Annotated in this window: 15 protein-coding genes; 6 read left to right on the plus strand and 9 right to left on the minus strand. The window is 59.8% G+C overall.

What is annotated here, in order from left to right; genetic code table 11:
- Positions 1 to 19 precede the first annotated feature (19 nt).
- The 3 genes from P4G45_RS12965 (at position 20) to P4G45_RS12975 (ending at position 1,418) form a co-directional block, all read left to right on the plus strand.
- Entirely contained in the window at positions 20 to 193 is a 174-nt protein-coding gene (locus P4G45_RS12965) for a hypothetical protein (protein WP_348266900.1), read from the plus strand.
- Positions 194 to 359: 166 nt separating this feature from the next.
- Positions 360 to 632, plus strand: a complete 273-nt coding sequence (locus P4G45_RS12970; protein WP_348266901.1) for a hypothetical protein — start codon at positions 360 to 362, stop codon at positions 630 to 632.
- Between the two features lie 168 nt (positions 633 to 800).
- Positions 801 to 1,418 (plus strand): DUF3341 domain-containing protein, encoded by a 618-nt coding sequence (locus tag P4G45_RS12975; RefSeq protein WP_348266902.1) that lies wholly within the window; start codon positions 801 to 803, stop codon positions 1,416 to 1,418.
- Positions 1,419 to 1,431: 13 nt separating this feature from the next.
- Here P4G45_RS12975 and P4G45_RS12980 read toward each other — a convergent pair whose 3' ends face one another.
- On the minus strand, positions 1,432 to 2,442 hold the full coding sequence (locus P4G45_RS12980) for an aldo/keto reductase (protein WP_348266903.1): 1,011 nt from the start codon (positions 2,440 to 2,442) through the stop codon (positions 1,432 to 1,434).
- A gap of 306 nt (positions 2,443 to 2,748) precedes the next feature.
- On the opposite strand from P4G45_RS12980, the gene P4G45_RS12985 reads away from it, so the two are divergent.
- Positions 2,749 to 3,285 carry a histidine phosphatase family protein gene (locus P4G45_RS12985; RefSeq protein ID WP_348266904.1) on the plus strand — a complete coding sequence of 179 codons (537 nt, stop codon included), beginning with the start codon at positions 2,749 to 2,751 and terminating at the stop codon, positions 3,283 to 3,285.
- Here P4G45_RS12985 and P4G45_RS12990 read toward each other — a convergent pair.
- A complete protein-coding gene (locus P4G45_RS12990; protein WP_348266905.1) occupies positions 3,237 to 4,796 on the minus strand; it encodes a Ppx/GppA phosphatase family protein in 1,560 nt (519 codons plus the stop codon). The two genes, P4G45_RS12985 and P4G45_RS12990, sit on opposite strands and share 49 nt — an antisense overlap.
- 137 nt (positions 4,797 to 4,933) lie before the next feature.
- Between P4G45_RS12990 and P4G45_RS12995 the strand changes: the two genes are divergently transcribed.
- Complete coding sequence (locus tag P4G45_RS12995; protein ID WP_348266906.1) at positions 4,934 to 7,093, plus strand: glycosyltransferase family 39 protein; 2,160 nt, start codon at positions 4,934 to 4,936, stop codon at positions 7,091 to 7,093.
- Between the two features lie 64 nt (positions 7,094 to 7,157).
- Positions 7,158 to 9,179 carry a glycosyltransferase family 39 protein gene (locus P4G45_RS13000; protein ID WP_348266907.1) on the plus strand — a complete coding sequence of 674 codons (2,022 nt, stop codon included), beginning with the start codon at positions 7,158 to 7,160 and terminating at the stop codon, positions 9,177 to 9,179.
- Here P4G45_RS13000 and P4G45_RS13005 read toward each other — a convergent pair.
- The 7 genes from P4G45_RS13005 to P4G45_RS13035 all read right to left on the minus strand — a co-directional run bounded on the left by P4G45_RS13005 (position 9,166) and on the right by P4G45_RS13035 (position 14,205).
- On the minus strand, positions 9,166 to 9,558 hold the full coding sequence (locus P4G45_RS13005) for a PilZ domain-containing protein (protein ID WP_348266908.1): 393 nt from the start codon (positions 9,556 to 9,558) through the stop codon (positions 9,166 to 9,168). The genes P4G45_RS13000 and P4G45_RS13005 overlap by 14 nt on opposite strands.
- A gap of 147 nt (positions 9,559 to 9,705) precedes the next feature.
- Complete coding sequence (locus P4G45_RS13010) at positions 9,706 to 10,893, minus strand: glycosyltransferase (RefSeq protein WP_348266909.1); 1,188 nt, start codon at positions 10,891 to 10,893, stop codon at positions 9,706 to 9,708.
- 79 nt (positions 10,894 to 10,972) lie between these two features.
- On the minus strand, positions 10,973 to 11,410 hold the full coding sequence (locus P4G45_RS13015; RefSeq protein WP_348266910.1) for a helix-turn-helix transcriptional regulator: 438 nt from the start codon (positions 11,408 to 11,410) through the stop codon (positions 10,973 to 10,975).
- Positions 11,411 to 11,427: 17 nt separating this feature from the next.
- Entirely contained in the window at positions 11,428 to 11,679 is a 252-nt protein-coding gene (locus P4G45_RS13020) for a DUF2945 domain-containing protein (protein ID WP_348266911.1), read from the minus strand.
- Between the two features lie 32 nt (positions 11,680 to 11,711).
- Complete coding sequence (locus P4G45_RS13025) at positions 11,712 to 12,947, minus strand: J domain-containing protein (protein WP_348266912.1); 1,236 nt, start codon at positions 12,945 to 12,947, stop codon at positions 11,712 to 11,714.
- Between the two features lie 50 nt (positions 12,948 to 12,997).
- A complete protein-coding gene (locus P4G45_RS13030; protein WP_348266913.1) occupies positions 12,998 to 13,897 on the minus strand; it encodes a zinc finger domain-containing protein in 900 nt (299 codons plus the stop codon).
- A gap of 137 nt (positions 13,898 to 14,034) precedes the next feature.
- Positions 14,035 to 14,205, minus strand: a complete 171-nt coding sequence (locus P4G45_RS13035) for a hypothetical protein (protein ID WP_348266914.1) — start codon at positions 14,203 to 14,205, stop codon at positions 14,035 to 14,037.
- Between the last annotated feature and the right edge of the window lie 147 nt (positions 14,206 to 14,352).

The following is a 14,352-nucleotide window of genomic DNA, read 5'->3' on the forward strand; positions in this document are numbered from 1 at the left end:
CGTCTAACATCCAATCATCATGCGCCCCCTGCATTTTCTCTCCAATGCATTCATCAACACCTTCGGAATCACCCAGCCGACGCCGAAGAATGCCACGCGTGCGGCGTGGTTCATCGCTACCATGCTGATGCTGGTTGTTGTACTGGTTGCGACGGTTGCCGCGGTGGTTCTCCATCTGGCTTTTCATCGCTAAATTGCTGCCTTTTTCGCTGCGAAAAAGATTGCATCCTTTCGCACATTCAGGCGTATGATCTCCTCGGAAGCCCCAGTGCTACCCTCCGAGCCCCCAACCGGACCCGCCTCGTAACGCAAAGCTTCCAACAACAGGACCCCTTCTCAAAGGGCGGAGGAAATACGTTATGAGCTACCTACCTATTTTGCTCATCGTCTGGGCTGCCGTCGCAGCCTGCTTCCTGGCGTTGCTCGCCTATCGCGGCCAGCTAACCCGTTATGAGGAGGACCAGCTCTTTCTCAACGACGCTCATTCCATCGAGCAGGACGAGCAAACTGAAATCATCCGTAAGGTCAATAAGATCAGACCTATGGTCAACCTCTTCGGCTATGCCGCAGCTCTCATGACCATCGCCATCGTCGGTCTCTTCACCTACGATGCCTGGCAACACCTGCGGTAGCTCCCTGGCCTCGGCTTACACAACACGCCGGCTCCGCACAGTAGCTGAGCCGGCGTGTGGCTTTACTTCGGCTGATCGCCAAGGTACAACTCCTCACTCCACTTGCCCATCAGAACCAGTGACCGCAGCGATCAAGCGGCCGGTCAAGAGCAGGCGGAGGTCACATTCATGTCCAGCAAGAATATTGCAGTCTTCGGGATTTATCGCACGCCAGAGTTGGCTGAGAGCGCTGTCGATCATCTCCTTACCCTCGGCTTCACCAACTCCGCCATCTCGATCCTGCTGCAGGATGATAAAAGCACCCGCGACTTCGCCCACGAAAAGAACACCAAGGCGCCCGAGGGAACGGCGACCGGCGTCACCGTCGGAGGCGTTATTGGCGGAACGCTTGGGCTGCTTGCCGGTCTAGGTGCTCTCGCCATTCCCGGCATCGGTCCGCTGATCGCCGCTGGTCCAATCATTGGCGCGCTCACCGGTCTGGGCGTAGGCGGAGCTGTCGGAGGAATTACCGGAGCGCTCGTAGGCATGGGCATTCCCGAGTACGAGGCCAAACGCTACGAAGGCCACGTCAAAAATGGCGGTACGCTGCTCTCCGTCCACTGTGATACCCCTGAGCAGATCACTGCTGCCAAAGATGGCCTAAAAGCAACAGGGGCGGTCGATATTGCCGCCACAGGAGAACATGCTGCTGCGGAACCAACAACCGTTAACCGCATCCAGACTGAGTCCGCAATAGATCGCGAAGAAGACGTTGAGCGTGACCGCATCGTGGATAGCGAGTTCTAACCTAGCCTCCTACCTACTTCTCGCTATCCAACATTGCCATCTGGTGCGAATCGTACCGGGTGCCTGCAATCTCAGACGCCGGTACCGCGATCTCCAGCTTCGAAATTTCCTCCTTCGATAGCCGCACATCGAGCGCACCCAGTGCCTCGTTAATTTGTGCCTGCGTGCGCGAGCCAATCAGCGGAACGATGTCCTCACCCTTGGCCAATACCCAGGCAATTGCCATCTGGACCGCCGTCAGGTTGCGGGCCGCAGCCAATTCCTTCAGCGCCGTCGCCAATGCCTGATTTTTCGCCAGATTCTCTCCAGTGAATCGCGGCAGACGAGCGCGAAAATCCCCCTTAGCCTGTGGCACCGAACCGCTGAGCAACCCACGCGAGAGCACGCCATACGCCGTTACGCCGATCCCCATTTCGCGCAGCCCAGGCAAAATCCGGCCCTCGATGCCGCGACTCGCCAGCCCGTATTCGAGCTGCACATCGCATATGGGAGTCACAGTCTTCGCCCGTCGCGCCGTCTCCACTCCAACCTCGCTCAGCGCGACATGGCGGACATAGCCCGCACTCACCATCTCTGCAACCGCGCCAACAGTCTCCTCGATAGGCACTCCCCCGTCTAGGCGGGCGGGCCGATAGATATCGATGTAGTCGACGCCCAGGCGAGTAAGACTATGCGCCAAAGAGTTTTTCACCGCCGCCGGGCGCCCATCGAAGCCCAGCCACGATCCATCCGGCCCGCGCAGTGCGCCGAACTTGACGCTGATCATCACTTTTTCACGAGCCGCAGAGCCCATCTCTCGCAGCGCCCGCCCTACCAGCAATTCGTTGTGCCCCATGCCGTAGAAATCGCCCGTATCCAGCAGAGTCACACCCGCCTCTATCGCCGTATGGATTGTGCGCAGGCTCTCCGCTTCATCGGCCTGCCCATACATTCCCGACATTCCCATGCACCCCAGCGCGAGCGGAAACACTCTCGGGCCTGTTGCGCCTAATCTGCGAAAGCTCTTGTCATTCGTCGCCTGCATCCGTGTGTTCTCCATTCCGCAATCGTAACAAGGCGCACGGATAGCCATCCTCCCCCGGCCCGCATCTCAATATTTATGAGCACACCGACCCCTCACCCAAGTCCGCATGAGCCCGAGGACCCCATCCCCAATCCCGAGCCCGCCAGCCCCTCGCTCGACGAACCCGATCCCGGGGTGTTTCACCACGAACCTCCTAAGCCACCCTCGTCCCCACCACCTACACGCTCGCGTTAGCTATATCATTCACACCGCTGTGAGCACTGGACATTGCCAAATTTTGTAAACTGACAGTGAACGCAAGGACCCATGAATCTCTTTATCCTCCGCCATGCGAGCGCCGGAACCCGACGCGCCAATCCGCTGCTTGACGTTAAGCGCCCCCTCGACAAGGAGGGCAAGCGCCACTGCCTTCAGCTTGCGCATGTACTGAATGCGTCGAAGATACAGTTCGATCTCATCGTGTCCAGCAATCTCAAGCGCAGCCTGCAGACTGCCTCCCTCGTAGGGACCGAAACCGGTTACGAATCCGCGATCCAGATATCTAATGCGCTTGCCCCCGAAGCCACGCTGCACGATTTCCAGCGCCTGCTGGACACCTGCCGCGACCACGAAAACGTCCTGGTTGTCGGGCATAACCCTAACATCAACAACTTTCTGGGATCGCTTCTGGTTCCCGCCACCAGCCATGGGCCTGCCCAGGTGCGCCTGCGTAAAGGCTCGCTCGCCCGTCTCTCGTTCGCTCGCGGTACGGCTACGCTGCAGTGGCTACTCGACCCGCGCACTATCCGCGCTCTCTACGTTACCTCGACCAAGAGTTCCCGCCGAAAGACCTCGCGAAAGTAATCCGCTTCTTTGCGCAGCGACCACGCCTCGAGCTCGGCTCCTCCGCGTCCCGGAACCAGCTCCAACAGCACCCGCTTCGGATAGACGTGCACCCGCATCCGCACGACGGCGCTGGCCCGGTCTTGATTCAGCGCGACCGCGAGCCGCAGCAGCACCACCGCCCGCCGCACATGCTCATGCTCTTCCACAGGAATCGTTCGCATCGGCCTGTCCGTCGCATCAGGACGCGTCTTGCCCAGATAGCGCGCAATCGCACTTACAATCGCCCGCTGTTCCGGCGAAAATCCAAATATTTCGGAGTTGGCAATGATGTACTGCGTATGCCGGTAGTGCCCCTGATGGTTCATGAACTTGCCGACGTCATTCATCATCGCCGCCGACTCAAGCCAAAGCTTGTACTCCTCAGGCAGCTCGTGCACACGGGCCATTGAGTCGAAGAGCTGAACCACATGCTCCCGCACCGGCTCTACATTCTTCAGTTGAACCCCATACCTGCGGCAGACCTCCAGCACGCCCGTCCAACGCTCGCTCTCGATCTTCTGATGTACCGAGGTCCGCAGATCGGTCTCGGCCAGCATCTGAGCCAATATCCCGTCCCGCAGCCCCAGTGGGGAGTAGCGAAATCCCTTTAATCCCAGCCGCTCCAGCAGGCTCGCATACACCAGAGCGCCGCCGATGATAATCTCCGACCGCCGAGGCCCAATCCCCGGCACCACTGCACGCTGAGCATTGTTCATCTTCAGCAACTTGTCCGCCAGCGTCCGTACATCCGCGGTGGTCGCCTCATTAGGCTTCAAACGCACAAACTTCTTCGGAGCCGACTTCCTCACCGGCAGCTTCTTTGCCATGGCTACACTGGCCTCGGCCAGCGCCGCCGCAGTTCCTGAAGTCGCAATCACCAGCCCCACTCGCGGCTGCCCCAGCTTCTTCTCCCCGCGCTTCAGTTCGCGGTCGATATACTGCTTCAGCCGCGCCACCTCCTCCTTCACAGGCGGATCGGTAGGCAAGAACTCCTGCTGCAACCGCACCGCGCCCAGAGAGAGGCTGACCATCGACTTAATTCGTCCGCCATCGGACAGCGTGACCTCGCAGCTTCCGCCGCCCAGGTCGATCAGCAGGCATCTACCCTTCGCGCCCGGCTCATGCGTCACCACTCCCAGATGAATCAACCGCCCCTCTTCGAGGCCCGAGATCACCTCGACGTCCCAGCCCGTCGCCGACTTCACCCACTCCGTAAACGCATCGGCGTTGCGCGCATCGCGCATCGCGCTGGTCGCCACCACGCGAACCTTGTCCGCCGCATGAAGCTGCACTGCCTTGTAAAACCGCTTCAGCGCGCGAATCGTCCCCGCCATGGCCTCGGGAGAGATCGAGCCGGTCTGAAAGACGCTCTCCCCCAGCCGCGTTATCTCACGGTCTTCATGCAACGTCTTCAGCCGGTGCATCTGCACCGAAGCAATCTTCAACCTGCACGAATTCGAACCAATATCAACCGCGGCAAACGTAGGCATCGCTTTTCACACACCTCAAACCCGAAAATCACCCTACACAAGCAAGATACATCCCCGCGCAATGTCTCTCATGCTCGATCCTTAGGCCCGGGATTACTCGCAGGCAATTTATGCTTAGAGAAGCGCCTCAAAACTCCATGACCAATCCCACACTTCCCGAATCACTAGCCAGCCACTCCGTTCTACCTGCCAGTGCCCCTCGCCGTTCCACTGCGATCTCCATCCTGTGCGGCCTCTGGTTAATAATTTTCTTCGCCTCGCTCTTCAGGCCTCCGCTGCTCGACGACGCAGACGCGACCCATGCCAACGCCGCCCGTCACATCGCCCTCACCGGCGACTTCGTCACATTGCACGTCAACGGCATCCGCTACCTTGAAAAGGCGCCGCTGCCCTACTGGCTCGACGCCCTCAGCTTCCGCATCTTCGGCTTCAATACATTCGCCGCCCACTTCCCTCAGGCCATCGCAGTCTTGTTGCTAGCCCTGCTCGGCTTCCACTGGGCCCGCCGCGCCTTCGGCGATCGCACGGCCTTCTACACCGGCCTCGGCGTGCTCACCTCCATCGGAGTCTTCCTCTTTACCCGCATCTACATCCCCGAAGTCCTGTTAACCCTCTTCCTTTGCACCGCGCTCTACTGCCTCCTCCGTTGCCTGGATTGCAACCAGGCAGACGCCATCTCGATCGAAACACCCCAGAAGCACGTCATCTCGACCGGAGCGAAGCGGAGTAGAGAGACCTCTGCATTTTCTTTCTCCCCCCGCACCTACGCCTACGTTATGTGGGCCTCCCTCGCTCTGGCCGTGCTCACCAAGGGCCTGGTAGCCATCGTCTTTCTCGCCGGCACAGCCGTCGTCTACCTAGCCCTTACCGGCGAATACAAAAACTGGCGCGCGCTGAAGCCCTTCACCGGAACAATCCTCTTCCTCGCCATCGCGGCTCCCTGGCACATCCTCGCCGGGCTGCGTAACACCGGCGGCATGAACGGACACGGCTTCTTCTGGTTCTACTTCGTCAACGAACACTTCCTGCGCTTCCTCGGCAAGCGATTCCCCAAGGACTACAACAAGCTCCCCGATTACCTCTTCTGGTCGCTCCACATCGTCTGGCTCTTTCCTTGGAGCCTCTTCGCTCCACTCGCCGCCATCCCCGCCATCCGAGCCCTGCGCCGCAACCAAGCGCTTCCCCGAAGGGGACGCCCTACCTACCTGGGCGATGTGCTCACCAGCTTTGTGCTCGTCTGGATTGCGATTTTTTTGAAGATCAAGCTGCATCTAGGGTCCACGGAATCCGTTCTGCTTGTACTTGCTTTCGTTGTACCTGCGGCGTACTTCCGGAAACGCCATCGCGCAAGGCTGCCCATCTTCGATCACGCGCCCCGGTCATTCGCTCAGCGCACAACACTCGTCCTGGGCCTCTACGCGGCGCTGGTGCTGATCTTCTTCTCCCTCTCGACCAATCAGGAGTACTACACCTTCCCCGCCTATCTCGCCATCCTGATGCTCATCGCCGCCTCCCTGACCCGCGCCGAAGACACCTTTACCACTGACAAGTCTTCCCGCGGCTGGATCATCTTTGCCCACGTCGCCTTCATGCTCATCGGCTTTGCCGTCGCCATCACCCTCGCGTATGGCCTCTGGAGTTCCCGCCACCTCGCCTTCATTCCCGACATTGGTGACGTCCTCGCCCATCGCGACGTCGGCAACTACACCCTCTCGATGTCGCACTTCTTTGATCTCACCGACGCCTCATTCGCCGCACTGCGCCTGCCCGCCGGGCTCGCTGCAATCACGTTCTGCCTCGGCCCGGCCATCGCATGGCTGCTGCGCTCAAAACGACGCCATCTCGAAGCCACCACCGCCCTCGCGCTTACCTCTGCCGTCTTTCTCATCGCCGCACACATCGCATTTGTCCGCTTCGCGCCGATGCTCTCCTCTAAAAAGATCGCCGACAAGATCCAGACCCTCGAAGCCAGCGGTGCCATCTCCCGCGACAACACCGTGCTGATGTATGGAGACCAGGCCTACGGCTCGTCCATCCCCTTTTACCTAGGCCGTCAGGTCGATCTGGTAAACGGACGCTCCACCTCCATGCTCTTCGGCTCGACCTTCCCGGACGCGCCGCCCATCTTTCTGACCGGCGGCGATCTGCTTAAGGTATGGGGCACCGGCGACCGGAAACTCCTCTTCGTCCCGCTCGAAAAGCGCGATGATGTGGACCAACTGCTCGGCACCAACAAAATTCTGCTTCAGGAGACCTCAGGCAAGGCCCTCTACACCGACCGTCCTCTCGACCGCTAAACACCAATGACTACAACAAAACATTTGACAAGCCACCTTCTGAATCGGGACTGTATCTAACGCCGTGAGCAATCGCTCCTCTCAACTCGAACAACTCCCCTCACACCTTCCAAATGCAGCGTCTGCCGAAGCACGTCGAGCCGGGCCTATCACCGCTGTCCCCTCGCCGCGCCGCCGCTGGAGCCCCCTCTCCATCGCGATCATCGTTATCGCCTGGCTCATCCTCCAGATCGGAGGCCTCTTTACTCCCGGCCTGCTCGACGACGTCGACTCCATCTACATCGAGATCGCCCGCGAGATGCTCCGCCGCCATGACTTCGTCACGCCCTACATCAACGGCATCCGCTTCTTCGACAAGCCGCCTCTCATGTACTGGATGGCCGCTAGCTCCATGCACCTCTTCGGCGTCCACGACTGGGCGGCGCGCCTCCCGCTGGCCTTCTGCGTCCTTCTCCTGCTCCTCGCTGTCTATGCGCTGGGCATCCGCCTCTTCAGCCGCATCTCCCCCATCAGCCATCCCGATCGCGGAGGGTTCTACGCCGCTCTGGCCCTGGCCACCAGCATCGGCCCGTATCTCTACACCCGCTTCTACATCCCCGACATCCTGCTCGCTCTTTGGATGACGCTGGCCGTACATCTCTTCCTAATCGCCCTCGACCGCATTCATTCGGCCCATCCCAATAGTCTGGGCGCCCCATCCTTCGCGTCTCTTGCGAAGCGTGGAAACATACAATCTCCCCTTCTCCCCTGCATCGCCTTCGCCGCGGTCATGGCCCTCAACGTCCTGACCAAGGGCCTCATCGGATTAGTCTTCCCGATAGCATTCGTCCTCCTCTACCTCGTCTTCACAAAACAACTTCGTCTCCTCCGCCACTTCCATCTACTCTCCAGCACCGCCGTCTTTCTCGCCATCGCAGCCCCGTGGCACATTCTCGCAGCCCTCCGCACTCCGCCTATCGCATTGCCTTCCGGTCTCGGCCTGCCTGCTACCGGAGGCTGGGCATGGTTCTATCTCTATAACGAACACATCGCCCGCTTCCTCGGCAGACGCATCCCGCACGACTACGGCCAGGTGCCCATCCCGCTCTTCTGGCTGCTCACCGTCATCTGGATCATGCCCTGGGCAGCCTTTCTCCCCGGCGCTATCGCCGATTGCACTCGCATCCTGCGTCACAAGATCAGCGCCACCGCCCGCCAGCACGAAGCCGCTCTGTCCCTCCTCCTCTGGACATTGCTGGTCCTCGGCTTCTTCACCCTCTCAAGCCGCCAGGAATATTACGGATTGCCCGCCCTGCCGGCGCTGGCACTGATGGCCGCCGGTCTTCTCGCCCGCGCCGATGCCAGCGCAACGAGCAGAGCAACTGGCAGCGCCCTCTCCTGGTCGCTCTGCTTTCTTGTCCCCGGGGCCAGCGCCCTCGCCGCCCTCTGCGGATACTTCGCCCTCACCGCTCCCCATCCGCCCCCCGGTACGGACATCGCCTCGCTGCTTGCGGCAAACCCCCAGTTCTACAACCTCTCCCTCGGCCACCTCTTCGACCTCACAGGAGCCGCCATGGGCCTTTTCCGCGGTCCGCTGACAGCGGTCGCCCTCGCCATGATTGCCATCGGCCCAGGCAGCTACCTTTTGCGTCGCTTCCGACGCACCTACGCAGCGAATCTGACCCTTGCCGCCGCCATGATCGTCACCCTGCTTGCCGCACATACTGGTCTCGCCCGCTTCTATCCGATTCTCGGTTCCAAGGGGCTCGCCGAAGCCATCGACCAGGCGCGTCAGACCAACCCCGAGCCCAACGACCTCGTTATCCTCGACGGCGAACTCACCTCAGGCTCGACCCTCATCTTCTACACCGGGCAACAGGTCCATCTGATCAATGGCCGCGTCAACGGCCTCTGGTACGGCAGCTTCTGGCCCGACGCGCCACACATCTTCGAGACCGAATCATCCCTGCGCCAACTCTGGGCCAGCCCCCGCCGCATCTTTCTCTTCACCTACAGTCCCGAAGCCCGCATCCACGACCTGACCCCCATCGGCCCCGTCCACACTCTCGCTTCCGCCGGGGGCAAGACCGTCCTCACAAATCGGTAGCCCTTTTCGACCCGCGCTGCCGCTGCAGCAAAGACATACGATTGCGGACGACAGGAGCCTCCATCTCCGCAATCAGCTCCGTCAACTGGCGCTGCCCCCCGCTGCTCAACCTCGTAAACGATATCCCAATGCGCCCTGACGGCAGCCTGCCGCCAAACGTGACCTTGCCCAGCATTCGCAAAGCTGTCCCCCTTGTTTGAACGGTCAGTTCAACGACCGATCCCCGCGAGACATAGACCAGCGATCGTATCTCGATGAGGCATCCACCCAGACTCAGATCGAGAATGCGGCCGGTCCAGACGATTCCAGGCAATCGAATCAGCTTGACCTGTCCCAGACAGAGATAGCGCGGGTCCCTTCGCCGCTCCGTCAGCTCCATCGCCGATCTCTTTCCGGCCTCAGATCCGCTACTAATCTCTCCATCTTCCTGCTATCGGCAGCAGACAGTAGCAATATTAGTTAACTAACTTCTGATTAAATCTTCGTTCTAAAGCGCGTGGCTTTAGCAATCTTTCTTAACCAAGAGCTACTCCGGAATTTCGACCTTGCCCCCATGCTTCAGCCGATAAATCTTGCCCCGGTAATAGAACCGGTCTCCCCCATAGCTTCCCAGCCAGAGCACGCTCCCCAGCAAATCCCGCAGCGGATAAAGCATCGTCCCGCGTACCCAGTCGGGATCGCCCATCACCCGCAGGATCGACCCTGCCTGCAGCCATCGCTGCACCACCATCCACGAAAGCCAGACCAGCCCAAGCAAAGGGTGGCCACTCAACAATCCCCACAACAGCCCCAGCAATCCAAAGGGCATCGCAAACGTCAATCCTGAGCCGAAGTGCCCCCACGGGCGCGACCGCCGCGTGCTCTGCATCCACCGTAACTGGTTGCGAAATGACAGCCCGAAAGGCGTGTCCTGCACCATCAGACGGATCACATGCGTCGCCATCTGAACACCCGTTCCCTGCGACGCCAGCCGGTTGCCGAGCACAAAGTCGTCGGCATAGAACTGTCCTAGTTCCTCAAACCCGCCTGCCTCCTGAAATGACTTCTTCCGCACCGCCATCGTCGCGCCCAGCGCGAACTTCGTGCCCTCCAGCATGTCCGCCACCAGCACGCCCGAGGTCATCTCCACACTCTTGCCCACCGCATCCAACTGTGCCGAGAGCCCAGCCGAAGCGCCGCCATCCACCGTCCCCAGATACACGCACGAGGCCAGCCCCACATGCGGGTCTTTCAAGTTCTGTACCATCCGCCGGAGATAGTCGGGTGTAACCCGAACATCCGCGTCGCTGGTGATAAACAGCTCGTGCTGCGCCACAGAATTCAGCTTGGCAAGCGAATAAACCTTTGCATTATGAAACTTCGGCAGCGGCTCCCCACAGGTCACAAACCGCGCATTGACTTGCGGATACCGCTCGCCCACCCTTCGCGCCAGCCGTAGCCCTTCATCCGTCTCGTGCCGCGCGCAAAACAAGAGCTCGAACTCCGGATAGTCCTGCTCGAAGAACGTCTCCAGATTCCGCTCCATCCCGGGCTCAGTTCCATGCAGCGGCTTCAACACGCTCAACGGTGGCAGAAATGTAGCCTCAGCAGCGTCTTCCCGTCGCTTGCGCACACCAAAACGCGCCGCCGCCGCCATCACCATCAGGCAATAGATCGTGGATGTCACAGAGCCGCCGAGCGCGACCCAAAACAAGATACGAAGCAGAAGACTCATCTCACCCTTGCAAAACCCAGAGCAAAAACCTGATTAATACGCAGTCTCCAAGTTTATCGCACCCCTGATCGAGTCCCAACTACTTCTTCTTCCCCGCCTTGACCGACTTTACCGAAACCGTCTTTACCGAAACGATCTTTGTCGGCATCACCATCGGACGCCGCATTGGAACCAGCCCCGCACCCGGGTTCTGTTGTTGCTGCATCCGGGTCAGCATCTCCGTCCGCACGTAGTCGACGAACCCCTGCATCTGCCGGTTCATCTCCTCCATACGCTCGCGCATCTGCAACACAATCGCGATGCCGGCGATATTTACGCCCAGATCCCGCGCCAGGTTCAGGATGAACTCCAGCCGCTCCAAATCCTCATCGGTATAAAGCCGGGTATTACCCTCACTCCGCGAAGGCCGCAGCAAGCCCTCGCGCTCATACAGACGCAGCGTCTGAGGGTGAATCTCATACATCTCCGCCACCGACGAAATCATGTACGCGCCCTTACTCTTCCGCTTCGTAACCATCGTCTAATCCTCGTAACCTAACTGTTGCCACGCTTCGCTGGTGAAGACTTAGCCTTCGCGCCGATATGCTGCAGCGCCGCTCCTTTGTGAATGGCGACATGATCGGTCTTGTCGCTCGCGATCATATATTGCGGCTCATCCTTCGAAGCATGATGCACATAGCCGGCGACCGTCACATCCGTGACGATCTTCTTCTTGATAACGCCGCTGACTCTGCCTGCCTCCGAATTCCATTCAACATGGTCACCAGCTTTGAATGTCTTCGTCATCGCTCTTACCTTCTTTCAACAGAAGCTGACGCTCATACCCCAGCAAACAAAGCTGCCCGGGGATCATCCGGATTCAGCTTCGCCAGCTCTCGCAAAATCTCCTTCGACCGCTCATCCTGCACCTTGGGAACCACAACTTTCACTTCGACGATCTGATCTCCGCGGGTGCCTTCACGAGCGGCGCTCTGCACACCCTTCTCCCTCAACCGCAGCTTCTGTCCGGCCTGCGTTCCCGGAGGAATCTTCAACTGCGTCCGCCCGTCAATCGTAGGCACGTCGATCTTCGCGCCGAGCGCGGCCTCCGTCATCGTGACCGGAACAGTTACATAAATATCGTCGCCGCTCCGGCTGAAGACCGGATGCGTCCCTGCCTTGATAATCAAAAACAGATCGCCCGGCGGTCCGCCATGCACCCCTGCATTGCCCTTGCCTGCCAGCCGAATCCTCTGTCCATCCCGCGTCCCGGCCTTGATGCGAAACTCCAGCGGCTCACGCTTCAGTACAACCCCCGCGCCATCGCACGTCGGGCAAGAGTTCTGCACCTTCCCCGACCCGCCACACCGAGGGCACTGGATGTTGAACTTCATCCGTCCGCCCATCTGCGTCACCTGCCCGCTGCCATTGCACTCCGGGCATTCGATGCTTCCGCCCGTCGTCGACTTGCCCTTGCAAGTGGGGCAGACCTCCTGCCGCTGAATCTCCAGCCGCGTGACCCCACCGCGCACCGCAGTCCAGAAGTCGACGCTCACCTGATACTCGAGGTCGGTGCCCGGCTGAGGCCCGCGCTGCGCCTTCTGCCCGCCGCTGAACATGCCGCCGAAGATGTCCTTGAAGCTGCCGCCGAATCCGCCACCCGACTCCTGCTGCCCGCCGCGGGCGCCGCCCTGAAAGTCCGAGAAATCGAACCCTCCAAAATCAAACGGTACCTCCTGTCCCGCACGCCCACCAGACCGGGCCCGTCCCCCGCCAGGAGCGCCCGAAAAACCGCCACCATATCCGCCACGCGCCGCAGCCTCCGCCGCCGCCGGATCGATATTGTCCGAGTAGAACCCGAACTGGTCGTAGATCTTGCGCTTCTTATCGTCGCTCAAAACATCATTGGCCTCGGAGATCTCCTTGAACTTCTCCTCGGCCTTCTTGTCGCCCGGGTTCACGTCCGGATGATACTTGCGCGCAGCCTTCCGGAACGCCTTGCGAATCTCATCTGCCGTGGCCGTCTTTTTCACGCCCAGCGTGCCGTAATAATCCTTCGTCTGTGTCGTCGCCATAGTCTCTTCCATTCTGCAACAGTGTGCGTGCTCCGCACCTCGAAATCTAATTACTTCTCTTCCCTATCAATCGGCTGGCATGTCGGACACCAGAACAGGTTCCGTCCCGCCATTACCTTCGTCAAAATCTTCGTTCCGCAGATAAAGCACGGCCTGCCCTGCCGCCGATACACATAGTGCGCCTCTTCCTTGAGCACCTTGCCCTTGCGCTGAGGGCGGTCCGAAGCCTTGGTCGTCACGATCCGCCGGTCGACCATCCCCGCCTTCATCAATACGCCTGCATCCTTCCATATCGACCGGATGAGCTTCTCCTCCACCACATTTCCAGCGGTGAACGGATTCAGCTTTGCTCGAAACAACAGCTCCGCGCGATAGATATTTCCAATCCCAGCCGACACCGCCTGGTCCATCAGTAAAGCACCAATCGGCTTCTTACTCTTTCGGATCTTCGCAATCGCCTTCTCGGGCCCGTCGCCATTCAGAGGATCGGGACCCAGCCGATTCAGCAATCTCTCCCACATCTCCTGCGTGTACACAGAGCAGTCCATCGGCCCGCGCAGCTCAACCCACGCAATCTTTTCCGGAGCAAGATGCCCCGCGCCGTCATCCTCCGAATACCAGCTATGCCGCTTGCTCACCCCCGGCTCAGCCGGCCTCTTCACCGCAGCCGCATTCCACATCCGCAACCGCAGCGCTCCACGCACTGCGGACAGCGGCCCTGAGCCTTCGGTGAAATCCCCCTGCAACCCCAGATGCACATGCAGAATGCGGTCCTTGCCAAAGTCATATCCCAGATGCTTCCCAACAGCCATCACACGCGCAAGCCTTCTGCCGTTAATCACCGCCGCATCCATAAACCGTCCCTGCGGTCCATCGACCTTGACCGGCCTTCCGGCAAACGCTGCCGTATGGCGCTCCGCCCAGCGATGTATCTCATTTCCTTCCGGCATAGATGTGATCGTCTCTCCCGTAAACGCAAGCAATGGCGACGGCACTGGTTAACCACCAGAACATCCGTCGCCACTGCCAACAACGCAACCTGCTACTTGCTAAGTTCTATTCTCTGACTCCACTCAATTTCAGTGACTCAGTTCCAGATCTGCTTGGCTTCGATCGCCTCGATCGAAAACATCTGGTCCGGCTCCATCTGCTGCATCCGCTGCATAAACTCCACTGCCTCGGCCCTGGTGTCGAACATCATGCGGTTGTACAACTGCCCCGCCCTGACCTGGTCACATTTCCACATGGTCTCGGTCATCGCCTTCCCTCCAAGCAATCGATTGAGTTCCAGGTTCTCCAGCCACATCACGCTCGCGTATCTGTCTTGCCTGTTTCCGCTGCTTCTCTTCACTTCAACACCATTCCTGCTTATAAGACGCAATTTACGCGTCAACGATACTCATCA

It is taken from the genome of Edaphobacter paludis (assembly GCF_039993895.1).
Classification (GTDB): domain Bacteria; phylum Acidobacteriota; class Terriglobia; order Terriglobales; family Acidobacteriaceae; genus Edaphobacter; species Edaphobacter paludis.